Source organism: Pseudoalteromonas luteoviolacea, assembly GCF_021654285.1.
Classification (GTDB): Bacteria; Pseudomonadota; Gammaproteobacteria; order Enterobacterales; family Alteromonadaceae; genus Pseudoalteromonas; species Pseudoalteromonas luteoviolacea_J.
Map to the genome: position 1 here is coordinate 30,714 of NZ_JAKFZS010000013.1, position 20,221 is coordinate 50,934.

Annotated in this window: 14 protein-coding genes; 8 read left to right on the top strand and 6 right to left on the bottom strand. The window is 39.7% G+C overall.

Annotation, left to right across the window (positions count from 1 at the left end; all coding sequences use genetic code 11):
• On the top strand, positions 1-3,123 hold the full coding sequence (locus L1077_RS13795) for an efflux RND transporter permease subunit (protein ID WP_237137361.1): 3,123 nt from the start codon (positions 1-3) through the stop codon (positions 3,121-3,123).
• Positions 3,124-3,181: 58 nt separating this feature from the next.
• On the opposite strand, the gene L1077_RS13800 is transcribed toward L1077_RS13795, so the two are convergent.
• Positions 3,182-3,850: a chromosome partitioning protein ParA gene (locus L1077_RS13800; protein ID WP_237137362.1), complete on the bottom strand. Its 669-nt coding sequence runs from the start codon at positions 3,848-3,850 to the stop codon at positions 3,182-3,184.
• Between the two features lie 220 nt (positions 3,851-4,070).
• Between L1077_RS13800 and L1077_RS13805 the strand changes: the two genes are divergently transcribed.
• Positions 4,071-4,967: a response regulator gene (locus L1077_RS13805; protein ID WP_237137363.1), complete on the top strand. Its 897-nt coding sequence runs from the start codon at positions 4,071-4,073 to the stop codon at positions 4,965-4,967.
• Between the two features lie 20 nt (positions 4,968-4,987).
• Here L1077_RS13805 and L1077_RS13810 read toward each other — a convergent pair whose 3' ends face one another.
• The 3 genes from L1077_RS13810 to L1077_RS13820 all read right to left on the bottom strand — a co-directional run bounded on the left by L1077_RS13810 (position 4,988) and on the right by L1077_RS13820 (position 8,784).
• A complete protein-coding gene (locus L1077_RS13810) occupies positions 4,988-6,031 on the bottom strand; it encodes an AraC family transcriptional regulator (protein ID WP_237137364.1) in 1,044 nt (347 codons plus the stop codon).
• A 245-nt stretch (positions 6,032-6,276) separates the two neighbouring features.
• Entirely contained in the window at positions 6,277-7,665 is a 1,389-nt protein-coding gene (dbpA, locus tag L1077_RS13815; protein WP_237137365.1) for an ATP-dependent RNA helicase DbpA, read from the bottom strand.
• 216 nt (positions 7,666-7,881) lie between these two features.
• The gene (locus L1077_RS13820; protein WP_237137366.1) at positions 7,882-8,784 is read right to left on the bottom strand and encodes a hypothetical protein; all 903 of its coding nucleotides are present in this window, start codon (positions 8,782-8,784) and stop codon (positions 7,882-7,884) included.
• A gap of 450 nt (positions 8,785-9,234) precedes the next feature.
• Here L1077_RS13820 and bamE point away from each other — a divergent pair, with 450 nt between their 5' ends.
• Complete coding sequence (gene bamE / locus L1077_RS13825; RefSeq protein ID WP_063362697.1) at positions 9,235-9,600, top strand: outer membrane protein assembly factor BamE domain-containing protein; 366 nt, start codon at positions 9,235-9,237, stop codon at positions 9,598-9,600.
• 520 nt (positions 9,601-10,120) lie between these two features.
• On the opposite strand, the gene L1077_RS13830 is transcribed toward bamE, so the two are convergent.
• Positions 10,121-10,486, bottom strand: a complete 366-nt coding sequence (locus L1077_RS13830) for a DUF805 domain-containing protein (RefSeq protein WP_237137367.1) — start codon at positions 10,484-10,486, stop codon at positions 10,121-10,123.
• A gap of 365 nt (positions 10,487-10,851) precedes the next feature.
• Between L1077_RS13830 and L1077_RS13835 the strand changes: the two genes are divergently transcribed.
• Positions 10,852-11,502 (top strand): ABC transporter ATP-binding protein, encoded by a 651-nt coding sequence (locus L1077_RS13835; RefSeq protein WP_237137368.1) that lies wholly within the window; start codon positions 10,852-10,854, stop codon positions 11,500-11,502.
• The gene (locus L1077_RS13840; protein ID WP_237137369.1) at positions 11,499-14,033 is read left to right on the top strand and encodes an ABC transporter permease; all 2,535 of its coding nucleotides are present in this window, start codon (positions 11,499-11,501) and stop codon (positions 14,031-14,033) included. Before L1077_RS13835 ends, L1077_RS13840 begins: the two co-directional genes overlap by 4 nt.
• 61 nt (positions 14,034-14,094) lie before the next feature.
• Here the strand turns inward: L1077_RS13840 and L1077_RS13845 are convergent, their stop codons facing one another.
• Positions 14,095-15,792, bottom strand: a complete 1,698-nt coding sequence (locus L1077_RS13845; RefSeq protein ID WP_237137370.1) for a serine hydrolase domain-containing protein — start codon at positions 15,790-15,792, stop codon at positions 14,095-14,097.
• 526 nt (positions 15,793-16,318) lie between these two features.
• Here L1077_RS13845 and L1077_RS13850 point away from each other — a divergent pair.
• The 3 genes from L1077_RS13850 to L1077_RS13860 all read left to right on the top strand — a co-directional run bounded on the left by L1077_RS13850 (position 16,319) and on the right by L1077_RS13860 (position 20,221).
• A complete protein-coding gene (locus L1077_RS13850) occupies positions 16,319-17,527 on the top strand; it encodes a DUF5074 domain-containing protein (protein ID WP_237137371.1) in 1,209 nt (402 codons plus the stop codon).
• 159 nt (positions 17,528-17,686) lie between these two features.
• Positions 17,687-18,040 carry a DUF5329 family protein gene (locus tag L1077_RS13855; RefSeq protein WP_237137372.1) on the top strand — a complete coding sequence of 118 codons (354 nt, stop codon included), beginning with the start codon at positions 17,687-17,689 and terminating at the stop codon, positions 18,038-18,040.
• Between the two features lie 552 nt (positions 18,041-18,592).
• The gene (locus tag L1077_RS13860; RefSeq protein ID WP_237137373.1) at positions 18,593-20,221 is read left to right on the top strand and encodes a methyl-accepting chemotaxis protein; all 1,629 of its coding nucleotides are present in this window, start codon (positions 18,593-18,595) and stop codon (positions 20,219-20,221) included.

Genomic DNA, 20,221 nt, shown 5'->3' on the forward strand with positions numbered 1-20,221 from the left:
ATGATTGAAAGCGCCGTAAAGCGTGGCACACTGGTTGCCGTCATCTCTTTAATCATATGTATTCTGGGTTTGGTAACCGCGCTTAAAATTCCCGTACAGATGATCCCTGATCTAGAAGTTCGAACCATTACAGTTCAGACTGGCTGGCCTGGTGCGACACCTCAGGATGTTGAAAAAGAAATCCTTGTGGAGCAGGAGCGATATTTACGTAGTTTGTCTAACTTAAAGCGTATGGTGTCATATTCGCAAATGGGGTCGGCGAGAATACAGCTAGAATTTCCATTTGGTGTTGATGTTAACGATGCGCTCATTAGAGTCAACAATGCCTTGAGTCAGGTACCTGGTTATCCTGAAAACGTGGATCAACCTAGGCTTTATTCTAGTTCGTTCTCTTCTAATGCATTCATGCATTTTGTACTTAAACCTCAGACAGGTAATCCACTTGATCTTGACGTAGATATGTTGCGGGACTTTGCAGAAGACTTTGTCAGGCCGCGAATGGAGAGTGTTCAAGGCGTCTCAGAAGTTGGCGTTGGCGGCGGTGCTGCCAGACAAATTCAAATCAACGTTGATCCGAGCCGACTAGCACAGCGTGGCTTGAGTGTGACCGATTTAAGAAGTGCAATTCGATCACGAAACCGCGATGCTTCGGCGGGCGACATTGAAAGCGGTCCGAGCCGATATTTATTGCGTATGGTGGGTCGTTTTGAGCAGCTCAATGAACTGGAAGATTTGATCATCTCAGAGCAAGGCGGGATCACCACAAAGCTCAAAGATGTTGCGGTTATTTCACTAGATCACTTTGAACTTCGTGGCATTTCATATTCTGACGGTGAGCGCACACTTAGGTTATCTGTACGTCGTGAAAGTGGCTCAAATGTCATTGATATCAAACAGCAGATGTTACCTGTAATTGAGCAAATTAATCAGGAGCTGTTGGCACAAAATGGTCTAGAGCTTATCTTGATGAGTGACGATGTTCAATACGTTGAAAGCTCACTAAAAAATGTGTGGACTAACTTAGCTTTGGGTGCGTTGCTAGCAACCTTAGTGATGTTTTTATTCCTACGTTCTGGGCGGGCAACTTTGGTCGGTGTGATTGGTATTCCTATTTGTACCGTTGCAGCATTTCTTGGTTTAACACTGTTCGATCGCACTATCAATGTGATCTCATTGGCAGGTGTGGCATTTGCAATTGGTATGACGGTAGATAATACCATTGTTGTGCTTGAAGCGATTGTACAAGCGAATAAACGCGGTACCAGTAAGCTACACGCAGCCATCAAAGGGGTGAAGGAAGTTTGGCCTGCGGTATTGGCGTCCACGGCGACGACTGTTTTGGTGTTTGCACCGATTTTATTTGTTGAGCAAGAAGCTGGGCAGCTTTACTCGGACATTGCCATCGCGGTGTCTTCAGCGATTATCGCTTCAATGTTGGTGGCTATTTTCATTGTTCCGACGACACTTGCAAATTTACCTAATCGCAAAGAAGAAATGAAAACGGTTACCTTGTCAAAGCGTTGGTTGGCTTTGGTGTCTTTTTGTGTTGCATCCAAAGCGCGCGCGACCGGTATTACCGTTGGCTTCGTTGTTGTCATTTTAGGGGCGGCTTATGCCTTGATGCCAGCAGCTGAATATTTACCGGAAGGTGAAGAGCCAAAAGCGTTTTCTATGATGATTGCGCCGCCTAGCTACAACCTATCTGAAATGAAAGAGATAGGTGATGAGCTGAGAGTGTATTTTAACGGTCATATAAACGCGCCGAGTGACGCATTTGATAACGGCGAAACGGACATGCCGCCATTGGCATATTACTCGATGTCTGTGTCAATCGGCCGTATTTGGTTTTTAAGTGCACCGACCGACCCTGATAATATTCAAGCGATGATGGACGCCATAACTGCTAAATTCAGAAGTTATGACAATATGCGTGCGTTCTCGGCAAGGGGCTCAATTATCTCGAGTAATGATGGTGGCACACGAGCAGTTGCGGTAGATATTGCGGGCAGTAATTTGACCGATTTATACCGTGCAGCCGAGGCTGTTTACGAACAGGCTCAAGTTACGTTTGATAATCCTCAAATTAATTCAGATCCACGGGCGCTAAGCTTGGATCAGCCTTTAATTGAGATTAAACCGAAGTGGCAAAGATTGGCTGAGCTAGGTATAAGCCCCAATGAATTTGGCTACACGATTTCATCACTCAGTGATGGCGCGTATGTTGATGAGTTTATTTTGAATGATGACAAAATAGATATGTTTATCTTTAGCCATCAAAAAGAACAGCAGACCATTGAGCAATTAGCGACGTCACCCATTGTGACACCATCGGGGGATGTGCTGCCTTTGAGCGCGTTAGCTGATTTGGTTGAGAGTAAAAACAGTGATAGTTTGCGTCGAGTAGATGGCAAAAGAACCGTAACTGTTTATATCATTCCGCCAAGAGATGTGGCTCTGGAAACCGCTGAAGAAATAGTTCGCACTGAGTTACTGCCTACGTTATGGCAGCAAGGTAAAATCGCTCAGGGCACTAAACTGTCTATCAGTGGTGCGGCTGATCAGCTAGAAGCAACTCAAGCGTCGCTATCGAGCAACTTTATTGTTGCGCTGGTACTGAGCTACTTGCTGCTGGTGGCCATTTTCACACACTGGCGGTACCCGTTGTTTATTCTGGCAACCGTGCCGCTAGGCATGGCTGGAGGCTTACTAGGTTTGATCTCGGTTAACGGCGTCAATGCGTTATTAGCTAACTTTGGTATGACGCCATTCCATCAACCTTTTGACATGATCACCATGTTGGGTTTCTTGATTTTATTGGGTACGGTGGTGAACAACCCAATCTTAATTGTTGATCAAACCCGTAAGTTGATTGTTGACCAAGGGATGGAAGTTGTCACGGCTGTTAAACAAGCCGTAGCGACGCGGTTAAAGCCAATTTTGATGTCGACAGCGACCACATTATTTGGTCTTGCACCACTGGTCTTTATTCCAGGTGATGGCACAGAATTATATCGCGGTGTAGGTATCATTGTACTGTGCGGTATTGTGTTCTCGATGTTGCTTAGTTTAACTTTCTTACCAGCTTTGTTGGTTAGTGTACTCAGCAATAAGCGGGCAAGATAGTAATACAAAAAGGAGCTTAGGCTCCTTTTTTAATGAGAGTACAATCCCCCTAGTCTTGCTAGGTGTTTCCATCCTTGGCCTCAGATTGCTTTACTGCTTCAAGGTATCGACTTTCAATAAATTTGTTTTCTTTGGTTAGATGCTTAATTTTTTGCTTTGCTTGTTGTAATTCCGTTTCGAGTGCTTTGGTATCTGTGTCACCCGACGGCTCAGGTAAATCAACCGAGAGTTGATCAATGAGTTGGTTTTGCTCTGCTATTTGTCGTTCATATTGTTGTACCAAAGCTTGAATTTCTTGTTCATTTGGTGCCTGTTCACTGACTTGTACAGACTTCATTTGTGTTTTTAATTGTTCGATTTCTTTCTGTAAATCTGTATTTTCTTGTTTTAGGCTGTCTACAGATTGAAACTGATCTTCTAATTTCGTTTTTGCATATTTGAGCTTTTTACCGCTAATGTCTAAATCTCCTTTGAGCCGTTTAATCAGCTTTTGAGAACGGGATAGTTTTTTATTGAGCTCGTTTATAGAGGCTTGTTCTTCTTTGGTGATATGGTCTGCGGTGGATGCGCGGATCTGGGCTAGCTGATTTTCAAGATTTGCTTGTACATGAAGGAGTTCGGTGATGGTTTGCTCATGTTGGTTGTTAAATTGTGTTGCGCGTTCTACCGAGTCTTTGCACAAGGCCATTACCTCATTAGACTCTGGGTTGCTTGTTTGATTACTCATGAACACGCCTGCGAATTTTCTAAACTCTCTTAATATCAATAACAGAATATAAAACCATGCCGCTAAAATAAGCAGGCCGAAATTTAAGGCAATATATTGGTAAACTTCTATCGGCAACATGTCAGCTTTTCATCGCATCATTGATTATCAATAGGATAAGTTTAGTTTTACTGCAAAATTCTGCCTATACTGAATATGAAAATTTAATATTGAGGTAAAAGTGAAAGTTCTGATAGTGGATGATAGCCATGCAACATGTGAAATTATCAGGCGTGCACTTCAACAGTTTACGTATCGCAAGTTATTTATTTCGTGCTCAAATAGTGTTGATGATGCACTTGAGCGCATAGAGTTATGGCAACCTCAGATAATATTAACAGATTGGCATATGCCTGATAAATCGGGCATTGAGTTGCTACAGGTGGTTGGCACAACACATCCTGAGATCCCTGTTGGTATGGTATCTACGGTCGATGAAGAAGAGCAAATCAATTACGCTAAGTCTATGGGCTGTACTTTCTTTTTATCTAAGCCCTTCGCTGACAGCGAGCTTAGAAAAGCTATCATGCCGTTGGTTAAAGATTTAGAAGCCAAAGAATTGATGGTTGAGCAAGAGGTACCAATCAAAGAGGGATTGGCATTACCAAAAACAGATTTCTTAGAGCGCTTAATGCAAAAGAATATCAGTGAATCGCTTACGCTCAAGCCTATTCGTGCTCAATCATTGGATGAAAGTAAATTACCCTGTGTCATGGTGGTTTATGCGGAGAGAGGAAGCCAAAAGGTTCGTGTCATCTGTGTATTGGATGTTTACGCGACTTGTGTGTTAGCTAGTAGCATAGAAGTGATCCCAGAAGATGAGGCGCAAAGAGCCATTCATATGAATCAAATAAATGCGCATATTATGACAGCGTGCAAAGAGGCGCTTGGCAAAACAGCGTACGCATTTTTAGATAATCAAAGCAAAATGAGTTTGTTTGTCAGAAGCTGTAAGTGTGTTTATACCCATCACCCAAAACTAGAGTTACTTTATAAATATCCCCTTGATAGCCGAATAGATTTAAGCTGTGAGAGAGAGGGAATGGCACAAGGGAAAATGCTCATTGTTGGCGTTTAGCTTACCTTAATTTATAAAAGTTAGGCATTTTCTGCTTGTGCTACTTTTTCTTTTCTATACTTTGCAGGTGTGGTACTGGTAAATTTTTTAAAAGCAAGATAAAAAGTAGACTGATTATTATACCCACATAGCGCTGATATTTGCTTCAGACTCATTTTTTTGTGCTCGATTAATAAGTTTTTTGCAAGTTGTATCCTGTGGTGATTGATGTATGAGGTAAATGAAATACCTAAATTATCGTTCAATATTTGTGATAGATGTGGTACTGATATATGAAGCTTATCAGCCACTTGTGATAGAGACAGATTGGGACATTTATACAACTCATCTTCAGTCATGAGCTTTTCTAGTGCATTTAAAATTGGCGTCGCCTTAACCTGAGAAATCTTTTTACTAGCATATTTTTGCGGTTTAGCCCTATTAAGCTTTGAAATCAGCAAGGTGAGACTTAAATATAATGGCAACAAAAAACACAAGATACCTATGGTGTATGAAGTATAACTCGTAAATACATCTGCAAGCCAAAGTCCAATAGATGTACATAAAACAACGATTGGAAATTGTGTGTATCTCGATTTAAATAGTTCAATGTCCTTGTTTATGATTATGGGGTATATAGATATCAAAGAGGCGAATAAATAGGCAAACCAACAATAAACAATAGCAGTCGATATATGTATATTCCAAAGAGCAGAATAATGTTCATATGGCCATACTACACCGACGAGGATAGCAAAGCCAGAGGGAGGTAATAAATGCGCTTTCCAATTAAGGTTTCTGGCTGATTTTTGTTTAAAAGATTGTTTTATATATAGTAGTAGTATTGGACCAACTAGGAAGTTTGCAGTTAACCCAAGCTGTAAATAGGTTTTGCTTGCCTCAGGGTAAAAGAAAAAGCATACAGATTTACTTATCCTTATGAATATCATAAAAATAAAAACAGATAACAGCCTATGAGTGAGGTTTGAGCCTTTTTTTAAAAAAAAATAGATACTCAAAGCCAGTGCATTGCACGCACCTATGACACTTAAGAAAAGCCAAAAATAAGTTGAATCTAAAACCATGAGACTCTCTACTACATATTTGCTTTTATTTTAGGGGGAGGAGAGGGAAGTTTTCAATTGCAAAACTTGCATAAGAATGGGGGTTGATTTTGATATTTTAGGCGTTCAATTATTTATAAACTATTAATCTCTCATAATATAAATTACGGGCAGAATGAGATAATTTTTATTAACTTGCTAATATACAAGGATATATGATGTGAATTGCAATCAAATTCACATCATATAAACGTACTTTAATAAATTTATTGCGTTACTTTTCTTGCTCTAAATTGACGACCTTTCATTTTTCCTTCTGAAATAATCTTCAAGGCCTTATTGGCTAGCTTTCGCTCTACGGCTACATAAGAAGTAATCGCTGTGACTTTGATTTTACCAATTTGCGAGCCTTGGATTGATTTATCTGAGGTCAGCGCACCTAAAATATCACCGGGGCGCAACTTGGATTTTTTGCCGCCATCAATTTGTAGTGTGATCATAGGGGCTCTGGCAATCTGATTACCGAACACATCGTCACTGGGCAGTGAAGTTGGTTCAATGGTTTGCTCTAAGTAGTCTTCTAGTGCATTGATTTTATGAGACTCTTTATAGCTCATAACTGAACATGCTACACCTGTGTTACCTGCACGACCGGTGCGACCAACACGGTGCACATGTACTTCAGGATCATGCGCGATATGATAGTTTAAAACCATATCGACATGGTCAACATCAATGCCTCTAGCAGCAACATCTGTTGCAACTAAAATCGTTAAGCTTTTATTGGCAAATCGAACAAGTGTGCGATCTCTGTCTTTTTGGTCTAAATCGCCATGCAGCGCGGCGCTATCAAAGCCCAGTTGCTTGAGGTTATCACATACAGATTGACATTCAGCTTTGGTGTTACAAAACACAACCGCCGATGTGGGTTGAAACTTCAAAAGCAGTTTTTGTGTTGCAACAAGCCTTGTATCGTTGTCTGGTACTTCATAGAAGAACTGTTCGATTGAGCTATGATCATGTGTTGCTTCAACGGTAACCTTTTCAGCATTGTTCATAATATGCTTTGCAAGTTGCTCAATGCGCGGTGGATAGGTCGCGCTAAATAACAAGTTTTGTCTATTACTTGGGCAATGTTCAAGAATACATTGAATCGCATCTTCAAAGCCCATCTCTAGCATTCTATCTGCTTCATCTAACACAAATGTATTCACTTCATCCAGTGATAAGCGGCCTTTACGTAAATGCTCTTCAATTCGACCTGGTGTACCGACCACGATATGAGCACCGTGTTCCAAAGATCCAATTTGAGGCCCCATAGGTGCGCCACCACATAATGCTAAAACCTTGATATTGTGAATCGCCCTTGCAAGCTTGCGTATTTCAACGGCAACCTGATCTGCCAACTCTCGAGTTGGGCAAACGACCAGTGCTTGTACGCGAAAGCGTTTAACGTTGAGGTTATGCAACAGGCCTAAAGAAAATGCAGCTGTTTTACCGGAGCCTGTTTTTCCCTGACCAATTAGGTCTTTACCAGCTAAGATTTTGGGCAGTGTTTGGGCTTGTATGTCTGTCATGGCTGTGTAGCCAAGAGAGTTAAGGTTATCTAATAGGGCGTTTGAAAGTGGCAAACTAGTAAAAAGCGACTGAGACAAAGCAGGAATCATCTATTGTGGAATAAAAGCGAATTATAACACGTGCACTTGGCTGTGAGTATCTTTAGCGGGATTGGCAAGTTTAATTTGTTCTGTTCACGCTTTTTCACTGGGTTGATTTACTCGTCGAGCCATATTGCAATACGATATGTTGGCTTATAGAGCGACTCAATGGGCCAATTTTGACAAGCCTTTTCGGTCGCCCAATAAACTAGCTTAGGGCGCCAGCCTGTGGTTTATACTTGCTAGGAAATTGGTTGGATCGTCTACTCCAATAAACAGGTTTTTAATGGTTCCTTGAGGCTTATTGAGTGTTATTTCTATATTAGGTACGCCAGAATAGTTAAAACGCTTAAGATCTTTTCCGCGCGTGATAGGTTGATTGTTTTTCTTAATGTCTAAGATGTTATTAATTGGTATTACAATGGGATTATATAACCCATATCTAATTATCAAAGTATCTTCAGCCAAAGAGATTGGCCTTTTAGCTATGGCCCGATACTCACCGATAAAGAACACTAAACTGAAGATAGTCAGTAAGCTAATAATATTTGCAGCCACTGGAGACCAAATAAAGTGCAGCAGTAAGTGCACAATGGGAATTTCAATTGCAATTAAAATAATAAACCCTAGCAAGTTACTGTGAGTTCCATCTTTTTGGTGGTAACTAAAGTGAACATTGCCTTGATAGGTTTTTGAGTGAATACGTTTTGCCACGAGTGCAAACGTCCACATACGTATTTCAAAGCATAAAAATTGCGCGAATTTGCCAGAGCCAAGATAACGCGAGACGGACTGCTCTATTGATACATCAGGGTCTTGTCCTTTTTTTAACGCGATGTTTATCGCCCAGTAAACACTATATACCGCAGCAAGCTCAAAAAGTAGAACAATGGCAAGTACCAAATATCTGCCTTGTTCTAAATATGGCCACAGTACTTTATGTTCATCTGGAATAATGTAACTACCAATTAGTGCTGCTAAGCAAATTAATATAAGGGTTTTGAGAAGCGCCTCTTTTTTATCTTTTACACATATAAAACAAATAACCGGTATAGCAATCAACACATCAATGAGAAATAACCACTCCCATCTTTGCTTACCGTGATCATTCCACATGTTTTGTGTATTGAAATAAAGGAACCATAAAGAGGACATGGCAATTAAAAAAATGAAGGGCAATTTTGAGTTGGTCGATAAATTCATCATTACATTCGATAAGGCTGTTTTTATAATTCTTTTTAAGAAGAGTCTATCAGTCCCCTTTATATAAACAAAGTGAAAAAGTAAGGGGGCTGACTTTTTAAATGACTTATACATTGTAGTAATAAATAGATTGTGAATCTATTTGAATAACATCATCCCGTTTATCAGTATTAATAATTTAATTTTTTGGAATGATTTGGCTTTATAGGTTAATATTCCATGAGAAAACTTCAATTAAAAGTGGTTTTATATAGGTAAAAGGTATTGAAATGATCGTTAAATGAGCAGATAATGCTGCTGCTCTTTAGTCTTAGTATTTAAAACAGACTTACGAGTATAGGACGAACATTAAAAGGAAGATAAATGAAAAACTTACTGATTATAATTTTTACCACATTTATTCTTGCTGCATGTAGCAGTACACAAAGCGGAAAAGACTTTGACATGGAAGTCGTTAAGTCGTTTAAAAAAGGTGAAACGACTCAAGAAGATGTAAGAAAAGCCATTGGCGATCCAAGCGGCATGGATGACTTGGTTGATGGTGAAACGGCATGGCAATATTATTTCCATGAAAATAAAAGCAGTGGATTAAACTATGTTCCTGTTGCTGGCGCTTATGCGGGTGGCTCAAAGGGCACTAGTAAACATGTAACTATCCGCTTTGGTAAAGATGGTATCATGAGTGGCATGTCATTTAGAGAAATTGAAAGCGGCTCGTCACGCTTTTAAAAATTGAAAATGATATGTAGCGCCGTTTGATTGCAGATCATTCGGCGTTTTTTGCGATAATAAGCTAACGATTTTATTAAATTTGATGACAAGCAATTTACGGATTGTTTAATTTATGATTGTTATAAAATACTTAGTTGCTCTTATCTAGTTAATAGGTATTCTGAAGCACCTTTCTTTGAATTCTATCGATTTTACGTATTTAGTATCTAGTGTTTTTCTATATGTAGTGCTTGAAAGTTTTTAACTATTCTAAGCTGATATGTATTTTTCTATATAAATAGGGTTCTTAGTGCAAGTCTTATGGTCTTTAAGCGAATGCTTATTTTCATGATATGGGGGCTGACTAAATCGAACCAGAAAAATTTAAAAATGCTCATAGCAAAAGTTGTAAATAGCATTTTAAGTCATGAACTAGTAGCTAAGTTATTTATTTTTACAGGCTTAAATGCTGTAATATTAAGAAAAGCACCTGAGGTGCGTCAAAAATTAGCTAATTAATGACGCACGCAACTCTTTATTAGGCTACAGCTTCACCTTCGCTTGCACCTTTAGGGTTAAGGCCATATTGGTTTTCACTTTCTTCGCCCTCTAAAATAACGAAGACTAACAATGCCAAGGTACCAATTATTGGTATTAAGGCAATCAACATCCACCAACCAGACCTTCCGGTGTCGTGTAAACGTCTAACACTGAGTGCAAGGCTTGGTATAAAAACAGCTAAGGCATAAATAATGCTTAAGAAAGATGTGCCTAATAGCCCATCAACCAAAGTTAATATAACAGTTGCAATTGTATGGAATAAAATGAACATCCAGTATTCTTTTCTTCTCGCTCTTCCTTCAAATACCGCATAGTTTTTTAAGACGGATATATACCATTCCATTTTTGGTTCCTTTATTAATTGTAATTTCCTAGTTTGGGGATTCTATTGCTTTTGGTGCTGACATGTTCGTTAGCAGCATCTTGTATTTAGATACAAAATAGCCATGTTATTTCCCTGCGCATAATAGTAAATCAATCATGCGATAGTCACAAGAGGTAATTGCAAAAAATTCACTTTTTATGCGAAAAATCATAAAAATCACAAGAAAATAATTTTAAAATTAGTATTTTATCTTTATATGGAACTGTACTTTTATATAAATATTTAAATTACGCTCAGTTGCCCTTCAAGCTCTTCACATGCATTTCACGCAACTTAATAAACACTTAGTCCATAAATTAGTTTAAGTGCAATAAGGAATGAAAATGGGTGTTAAATTGGATGTCCTCGATTTGGAACACACGATTAATTTGGTAAATGGAGAACCTCTGCATTTACTTAAAAATATTTCAATGTCAATTGAGGCGGGCGAGCATATTGCTATTGTGGGCGCCTCTGGCTCAGGGAAATCAACACTTCTCTCTTTGCTTGCAGGGTTGGAGACATTGCAAAAAGGCACAATCTGCTATCAAAATAACTTTGAAGTATTGAGTGGGGTGACTGGTGTATCTGGTTTTATTTTTCAACACTTCCATCTATTACCTGAGCTAAATGCGCTACAAAATGTGGCACTGCCTTTGATGTTACGAGGTGAAAGTACAGCACAACAGCGTGCGTTAGAGAAACTAAAACTTGTAAATTTAGAGGCGCAAGCCAAACAGCCTGTTACTAAGTTGAGTGGCGGTGAGCAACAACGTGTGGCAATTGCTCGTGCGCTGTGTAATGAGCCTCAAATTTTGTTTGCTGATGAACCGACAGGGAACCTAGATCATAAAACGGCAGAACAGGTTTTTGATCTTATGCTGCACGGTGCAAGAGTGTCAGGCACTACCATGGTGGTGGTGACTCATGACCTCAATCTTGCTTCAAAACTAGATAAAACATACAAGCTTGAAAACGGGGAGTTAAAGCTATGAATAAGTCATATGCTGAAAATCAACTAGACAATTCAAGCTGTCAGTTGATCCCTGCCAGCAAGTTATTCATTAAGGTATTTCTATCGCAAACCATGCAAGGCAAGCATCTAATTACATTGTTAAGTTTAGCGCTTTTATTTTTGTATCTGAGCCTAACTAGCTTATTCGGTCAGGGGGTAGATAGATATTTAAACCATAACTTGCAGACTATGTTAGGGGCTGATACGCAGTTAACCGTTACCAGAGACTGGCATGATCATGAAAGGCAATGGATGCAAACTCACGCAGTCAAAAGTAGTTTTATCAATAGTTATGAAGTGACGTTAAGCGCTGAAACCGCTTTTAGCCATACAAAACTCAAAGCGGTAGATCGAAGCTATCCTCTAAATGGTGATGTGACAGTGTCTTACACGCCAAGTTTCACGCCTTCTTTGGAGTCTACTGGACCGAAATTAGGAGAGATCTGGCTGGAGCCTCATCTAGCTCGTGCACTGAATGTTAAGGTTGGTGATACAGTTTCCCTTGGTCACAACACATTGATGGTGAGTGCGCTATTGCTCAATGAGCCTGACAGAATCATTCAAGGATATAGCAGTGATAAACGTGCCATTGTCTCTCAAAAAAGCATTGAACATTTGGACATGATCCCGCTTGAGCGCCAAGTGTTAATTAATCATCAATTGGATTTCAAAAAGGAGTACCTCCAGCGCTTACAGGACAACAGTGCTGATTTAAATATGATCAGTAAATTACTGAACAACTATCCGATGGCGCATGCGTGGAAGAGAGTGCAGAACTTTATGGGGTTGATCAGTTTTGTCATTGTCTTACTGACTTGCTTATGTTTGTGGCTTAGCCAAAAAAGTCATGTAGAGCCGCTTCAAAATGTGTTGGCAGTGATGTTGGCAAATGGTGTTAAGCGTCAGCAAATTCCATTTATTGTATTGATTTTAATGGCAAGCATTTTGTTCATTAGTTTTATTCCTGCACTAATAATAGCCATTGCCCTTACTGCTGCTTTGGAGTATGCCATTCAGCAACACTTTTTGGCCACATTTGAGCTCATGTGGGATTGGGTTGGGATTGGTAAAGCGCTATTGATCAGTGCGTTACTTTATTCTCTGCTCACTGTGCCAAGTTGGGTAACTTTGATCAAGAGTAATGTACGAGATCTATTAGAAAAGAGAGAGAATAACTCAATCACCTTCATAGTCAGCGGCTTATGTCCATTACTGTCTCTTTTGGTTGTAGTGGTTTTGAATACGGATAACTGGGTGCTGACTGGGTTACTTCTGTCTGGTCTTGCCGTTTGTTTGGTATTATTGCTGGTTTTGGCATGGGGCGGCTTAAGTATCACCAACAAGTTACTGTCTGGAAAAAGTGGTATTTTTGCATTTGTACTGTTACTGATGAAGCAACGCATGCGTGTCAAAATTGTACAAATTCTGGCGTTAGGCTTAAGTGCAACATTATTATTATTGTGCCTTCGAGTTGGTCAAGATGTCAGCGATGTGCTTGATAGAGCATTGTTCGCAGACCAAGGAAATATATTTGTGACTCAAGCAACAGTGGAGCAAAAGCAAGCACTTACAGAGTTTACTTTAGAGCACCGCGGTGAAGTAAAGCAGTTTAAAGCCTTTCAAAGCGCTAGAGTAACACATGTAAATAACCTATTGTTAAGTGAAATAGATGCGCCAAGCAGCGACTCTAAATCTCGTTTAGAGCGCAATATCAATCTACATTGGCAAGCATACCAGCCACAAAACATTAATATTGTCTCTGGCCAGTGGCAAAGTAAAATGCAAAATGATTTGCCTGCTATCTCTATGGAACAAGAAGTGTTTGATGAGCTTAATTTAGAGCTTGAGGATGTGCTCACAATGCAAGTTGGTAACCAAAGTCAGCAGTTCAAAATTGCTTCAGTACATCATTACCGTTCAGGTTCAGATATGATCACATTCTGGTTTGTTGTACATCAAGACAGTTTACCAGTGGCGGACGAGCAGGTTTTTTACATGGGTAGCGTCGATTTACCAGAGCTAGGTTTGCAGCAACTTGGAGAAATTTGGCAAGCTCACCCGAGCATTCGCATGTTACGTGTTGAAGAGTTAATTGCAAGAGTGCGCAGCACAGTACAGACATTTATCTATCTGACCTTGGCGTATGGTGTTTTTATTGCTTTGATGAGTAACTTGCTTGTTATTGCCTCAATCCAAACCCATCTTCAAAGAGATAAGTTAAAGAATGGTTTGCTCTTAAGCTTTGGCTTAGATAGTCGGCAAAGTCGCAATATGCTCATTGTTGAATGGAGTATTTTGACCATGATCCCGGTTGCATGTGCATTAACATCGATATATTTGTTTATCGGTCAGATTTATCAGGCAGGGTTTGGTTTACCGTATAGACCAAATGACTTCATGCTTTTAGTTGAGGCCATTACTATCGTTGCGGTGATTGCGCTGGGTGGTATTTTCTTAAGCCGCAAGCAACTCAAGCAAAATGTGGTGACCTTACTTGAACAGCGTGGATAAAAATTATTCTGAGGCAAAATAATAAAAGGGCCGTGAGGTCCTTTTATTTAGATGTTAGCAATTACTGAATCTCAGTCGAGATTTTTTTAAATTGGTAACCCAGTGCTTTTAGTTTGTTTGGTTCTTGAAAATCAAATACGGTGCCAATCCCACGCCCATACCCTTGAACTTGAAGCAGGTTTTCGTCAACCACTTTCAAAGCGCGTACAAATCCATGTTTGACAGATACGGCTAGCAGCGCTTGAAACTCTGGTGAATATCGTACTTTAATATCGCCTATGTCTGGGTTGGTAGTTTCAACTTGGTAATAGCCCAATAACTTTTCTAGTTCAGGAGTCAGTTTTGTTGTAACGAGTTTACTAAAAACATTGGCTGAGTCTTTACCGTTGTAGGTAAAGCGAAACCCATCAATAGCTTGCGTCAGCTTGATCCTTACATCGCCTTCTTCACCGATAATTTGGTAGCTGTCTGAATCAACTTGTTTGAGCTGTTTAATAGTCTGTCCAGGACTGAACATGACGAATTCTCCGCTGGGCGTTTTCTCAATGAATATGTTGCGTCTACCAGCATAAAAACCAGCTTCCAGCGTTTTCGATTGGGATGGCTGAAAAGAAGATTTTTGAGTGTTTTTATTGTCTAAAAATGGTCCTTTTACGGACTGAGTGACCATGTTTGTCACCATGTCGGCGATATCGAAAACTGTATCGTCTCCGTCTCTGTTATTTGTTGTGACAAATACGCCAAAGTTCAGTTCGGGCACGATATACATCATGCTTTCGTACCCTTGATAACTGCCATCATGACTAATTGCAATGTGGCCATTAAAGTGGTCAACGAAAAAACCCAGTCCCATTTCGTGGTCACCGTCTAACTGGATATGCGCATTTTGCACATTGCGAACCTTTGTAATGAGCGAAGAGGGCACGATTGCATGGCTATCATAGTTCCAGCTGTCGAGTATTGCTTGCATGTAGCGCGCCATATCATTACCAGTTGAGATAATACCGCCGGCGGGCGTCAGTAAAGAAGCGAATTTAGGTTCTTGAGCAGTACCACTGTAGCTTTGCGCCATTTGTACTGGTAGTGGACCGTTTGGTAAATGACTCAAGGTATTGTTCATCGCCAGCGGCGTGAAGAATTCAGTGTGCAAGTAATCCTGCCAGCTTTGACCACTTATTCTTGAAACCAGTAATCCGGCTAATCCAAACGCATTATTATTGTAGGCAGAAATAGTGCCTCTGTTCCAAACAAGATAGTCGTCACTTAATAAAGCCGCTAATGAGTTAAGGTCTTTATTAGGACTTGTTGTTGGCTCATCACCACGGAACCAGCCTGTTGGGATGCCACTTTGATGGGTTAAGAGATCACGCACCGTTATTACGTTATTATTATTGGGAAGCGTCTTTGGTTTAAAGTCAGGTAAGTGCTTATAAACACTATCATCTAGAGAAAGTTTTCCTTGGTTCACTAATTTAAGCACAGCGAGTGTGACAAACGTTTTAGTGATGGAAGCAATGCGAAATTGGGTATCAGGAGTGACAGGTTGTTGTGTTTCTGTATTTGCTAGACCAAAACCCTGTAACATGACAGGTGTATTGTCTTTCACCACTGCAATAGATAAACCTGTGGTTTCTCCTCCAGCTAATCGATGTTCAATTTGCTGGGAGATTTTCTGTATATCAGTTTGATCCAAAGCAAACGTACAACTACTCAGTGATAATCCTGCGATTAAGCTTGCAAGCAATGTGATTTTTTTCATGGTAATCCTTACTTATTTTGGGTAGTGGTGACGGTTTGTTATTAAAAAAATTGCGTCACTCAGCTTGTAGACGATAAAGGTACGATTAAAATTAATGCAATTATATCAACCTCAATGAGTTATGTGAGTTGACAAAATAATGAGCATGAAAGTCTCTGGGTTTGTTATTTTGCATTTTAGGAATCTTTTCATTTTGCGAATTGCAATTTGCAAAATGAAAAACTGCTTAAACATGTCGAGAATCTATGAGTAATACGCTAAAAATGAGATGAGAGAAATATATAAATAATTTATTCAATAGCTTACCGATTTTGACTTAGAGCTTTTACAAGTTTTTAGGTGGCTTGCTGTATTGACATAATTTTGTCACTAACAGGGTCGTTCAGCTTATTTTGCAGTGAAATAAGCGAATAAAAATGAGGGTGAAATAAAATACCCATAATTAACAAGGTGGTGAGGAAAATATTATTTCTTCGGTGTGATTATTGCATGAGTACGACTAACTTAAATAAACAATGGTGTATTCATGACAAAAACACAGAACATAGCAATTAAGGTGTGTGCAGCTGCACTCACACTTACAGCAAGTTTTTCTGTATTAGCTGACGATAACGCCTGTTTAGAAGGACTTTTTGCAATTGACAGGTTCGCAGCAGATGGGCAAAGCGCAGTTTTTCATATCGATACGAGTTCAAAAACGAGCCGAGAGGTACCCGGTGCATCTTTCGCTTCAAGCAACTTAGCTGGGTCTGGTGCAAAGCTTTATGCAATGCAACGCGTTGACAACGAAACAAATGCCTCGAAATTGTATGAGTTTGATATGCAAACCATGCAGCAACATGAAGTGGCCGACACGACAAGCTACCCCATAAAGCGCTCTGCTGTTTCCCTATCCGGTGATTTTCTTCTGGCGACAAGCCAAACCTACATGTATCAATTTGATCTGACAACAGGCGAGAAAACAGTCCTTGGAAAAATGAAGTCAGACAGTGCAAGCTACGATGACTTCGACCATGGCGATATTGCGTATTCGGCAGATGGTAATTTGATATATGTACTGAACGGTAAAGCGTTATATGTACTAGATGAAGCAACTATGTCGCTTACAGAAATAGGTGAGCACAATTTAAATTGGGCTTCAGGTCTTGCAGTGGACGAAAATGGTGTGATTTACGTATCTGCGAGAAACAGTGGCGAAAGTGCTAAAATTTACACGCTCGATGCGCAAACTGCACAAGCAACATTTTTGATGGATGGGCCAGAGCATATTGCTGATTTAACTTATGTACAAGGGTGTGGAAACACCTTGCCCGTTATTGCAAATGCGTTGCAGCAAGAAGTTAATAAAGCAAACCAGTATTGGCGAGGCGAGGCAGTAGAGAACAAAATCGCAAACTTGGCTGGATTCAAAGATGGTACTTTTAACTTTAACGCAGAAGGTTTTCCTGTTGAATCAAAAGACAAGTTGAATAAGCACAATAAGTTCACTAAAAACCCCAATGCTAATCGCTGTGCGCGGATGTGGAATAACATGTTAGACCATCAATATGTGTTAAATCGCAGCGGTAAAGGCCGTAAAAAATCAGATGGTAGTACAAAATGGTATTTCTCTACTGCTGATGGCGAGTATAAAGTGGTTAAAGCAAGTAAAGGCATTTGCTACTACGGCTATGCGTCCGGTGAAGCAGGTCGCATTATCTACAACACAAAAACAGGTGTAGTAAGCGTTCAATAAATTAAGTTTTATAGCCTCAACTAAGCGCGGCCAATTGGCTGCGCTTTTTATTTTAAACTCGGTGCAACCATTTACCTGTTCATAACGTCTAAGTATTCATATTTATGCAAAGTGTCATAATATTTATTTTTATCAGGTATGTGAATGTTTAGGAAAGTAATGAAACTTTATTTAGTAATATTTATATTGTGGAGCGCGACATATTCGCTAAAAATCGCTGCCTCGACAGCGGCTGAAATACAGCATTTATTGACCTTCATTGAAATGTCCCATTGCCAGTATGAGCGTAATGGTTCACTACATACTGCACGTGATGCCAAGCAGCACATTAGTAAAAAGTATCATTACTATCAAGATGATATTGAGTCGGCGGAAGATTTTATAAGTTTAACGGCCTCCAAAAGTAGCTTGTCTGGTAAGCCGTATATTATTCATTGTAGTAATAGTAAACCAATAAAGAGTAGTGAGTGGTTACTCTCGGAGCTCAAGGCGTTTAGAAAGCAAAAAAAATAGCTCAGAGTAAAAAACGATAATTTATACAGTGAAGGGTTATTCTGTCTTAATTTATAATTCTTTTTTATTATTTTTATATGTTTTTTTATTTTTTGAAATAGGTGCAATGGCATTGTAATTGTGCCTATTACAACTATTTATAATGTAACAAGTTATATATGGGAAGCTAAAAATTGCTTTTCTCAGTTAATCTTTCTGATCCTTTTATGATCAGTTTTTCATGTTTTATAGTAATTTAATAACATAAATCTATAAATGTTAATAATTAAATTATTCCAACTTTGGTTTGCTTAAATTATAATGTGCCCTTAATTAAGCACTTGTATGCAAAAGTATTTTAATAAAAGGGCACTTCAATTCGTTTGCAAAGCTCAGTATCAATTTGCGGACCTATAAGCTAAGTCTCATACGTTTCCTCTGGTACATACACCTGGAGGTTAACACTCATATTTATTCAAATATCTCATAACCAGTAAAGAGCAAAATCTTAACGCTTTCTACTGGTTTTTGTGCTTTACGGTAATCATTAACTTAGGGATGTATAAACAGCATATGGCACTTAAAGACTTGTCTATTTCAAAGCAAATTGGGTTGAGCTTTGCGTCGATTTTTATGGTTTTTTTCGGGGTGAGCCTGATGACCTACAATGGTTTAAAGGGGATCAATGATGACCTTGAACTGATTGTACAAACCAGCATTCCATCGGTTGAGATAGTAAAAGATCTTCAAATTGAGATGGCAACCATTCGAAAAGATGAGTTTTTGATTGTCACGAATTCAGATCACCCAGATATCAATGAATGGATAGTTAACCTTGATAATACAAAATCAGGCCTTAATCAAAAGATTCAAGCATACAGCCAGTTAAATGTGTCAAATCAAGAACGACTTCAGTTCCAAGCGTTTGAACAGGCTTGGCGTAAATACGCGTCTGCAACATCTGGTTTTAATCGATTGGTGCGTGAGGGTGAAGTTAGTAAAGCTAATTTAATTGTTTTAAATAGCTATAACTTCTACTCAGAAGCCATGGATGAGCTAACCAAGCTGAACAAAATTAATAGCGATAATGTGGGCATGGCTGAAACATCAGCTGTACGCGCAGTGAAAACAGTGATCACGGTCATTATTATTTGTACGTTGGTTTCGGCGGTGATGATAGCGCTCATTTGCTTTGTCCTAAGCGGCGCAATTAGAAAGCCTCTAGAGAAGGCGAAAGATCTAGCTGGTAGCATTGCAAATGGTGACCTAAGTTCACGTATTGATATACGCTCAGTAGGTAATAATGAACTTGGCGCTTTGCTAATGTCTTTGGAGAAAATGCGTGAACAGTTAAATAGCCTTGTTGTGAAGATAAATGACAGCGCTATCCAACTGACAACAGCCGTAGAAGAAGTGAATATGATCTCGGCTCAAAATGCCACAGGCATGCAAAATCAACAAAATGAATTACAGTCGGTTGCATCCGCAATGACGCAGATGCAGGCTGCGGTATCTGAAGTGGCAAAAAGTACAGAAATGGGCGCTGAGTCTGCCAATCAAGCTAATGTTAAGTCTCGTGAAGGCAGTGCTGCACTGAAAAGTAACATTGTGCAGATCTCTAGCGTTGCAGATACTGTGTCTCATGCAGGAGATTTAGCCCATAATTTAGAAAAGAACTCACAAAACATCAATGTTGTGGTGGATGTTATTCGTGAAATCGCTGAGCAAACTAACTTACTTGCATTAAACGCCGCGATTGAAGCGGCGCGAGCGGGTGCACAAGGGCGTGGTTTTGCGGTGGTTGCGGATGAAGTCCGCTCTTTAGCACAGCGTACACAAGACTCTACAACTCAGATTGTTGAGATAGTGAGTGATTTGCAGTCTAAATCGAAAGAAACGGGCGAGGCGACTAGAACGTGTCAAAAAGGCATTGATGTGTGCGTACAGCAAACTGAAACAGTCAGCGATACGATCACGCAAATCGAGCAGGAAATTGACAGTATTGCCGCGATGAGTACGCAAATAGCAGCAGCATGTAATGAGCAATCGGTTGTCTCTGAAGAATTGAATCGTAATATTGAAAATATCAATGTTGCCGCAGTTGAAATGACCGAAGGCGCAAATCAAACCTCTCAAGCGTGTCATGAAATAAGTGAATTGGCGCACGGTTTAAAAGCAAGTGTTGAACAGTTTAAGCTCTAA

Bases quoted from the DNA above. Each gene is read 5' to 3' on its own strand.
- L1077_RS13820 (WP_237137366.1), bottom strand. From the start codon at position 8,784: ATGTGGAATGATCACGGTAAGCAAAGATGGGAGTGGTTATTTCTCATT.
- L1077_RS13860 (WP_237137373.1), top strand. From the start codon at position 18,593: ATGGCACTTAAAGACTTGTCTATTTCAAAGCAAATTGGGTTGAGCTTT.
- L1077_RS13835 (WP_237137368.1), top strand. From the start codon at position 10,852: ATGGGTGTTAAATTGGATGTCCTCGATTTGGAACACACGATTAATTTG.
- L1077_RS13810 (WP_237137364.1), bottom strand. From the start codon at position 6,031: ATGGTTTTAGATTCAACTTATTTTTGGCTTTTCTTAAGTGTCATAGGT.
- L1077_RS13830 (WP_237137367.1), bottom strand. From the start codon at position 10,486: ATGGAATGGTATATATCCGTCTTAAAAAACTATGCGGTATTTGAAGGA.
- L1077_RS13840 (WP_237137369.1), top strand. From the start codon at position 11,499: ATGAATAAGTCATATGCTGAAAATCAACTAGACAATTCAAGCTGTCAG.
- L1077_RS13850 (WP_237137371.1), top strand. From the start codon at position 16,319: ATGACAAAAACACAGAACATAGCAATTAAGGTGTGTGCAGCTGCACTC.
- L1077_RS13845 (WP_237137370.1), bottom strand. From the start codon at position 15,792: ATGAAAAAAATCACATTGCTTGCAAGCTTAATCGCAGGATTATCACTG.
- L1077_RS13795 (WP_237137361.1), top strand. From the start codon at position 1: ATGATTGAAAGCGCCGTAAAGCGTGGCACACTGGTTGCCGTCATCTCT.
- L1077_RS13800 (WP_237137362.1), bottom strand. From the start codon at position 3,850: ATGAGTAATCAAACAAGCAACCCAGAGTCTAATGAGGTAATGGCCTTG.
- L1077_RS13855 (WP_237137372.1), top strand. From the start codon at position 17,687: ATGAAACTTTATTTAGTAATATTTATATTGTGGAGCGCGACATATTCG.
- bamE (WP_063362697.1), top strand. From the start codon at position 9,235: ATGAAAAACTTACTGATTATAATTTTTACCACATTTATTCTTGCTGCA.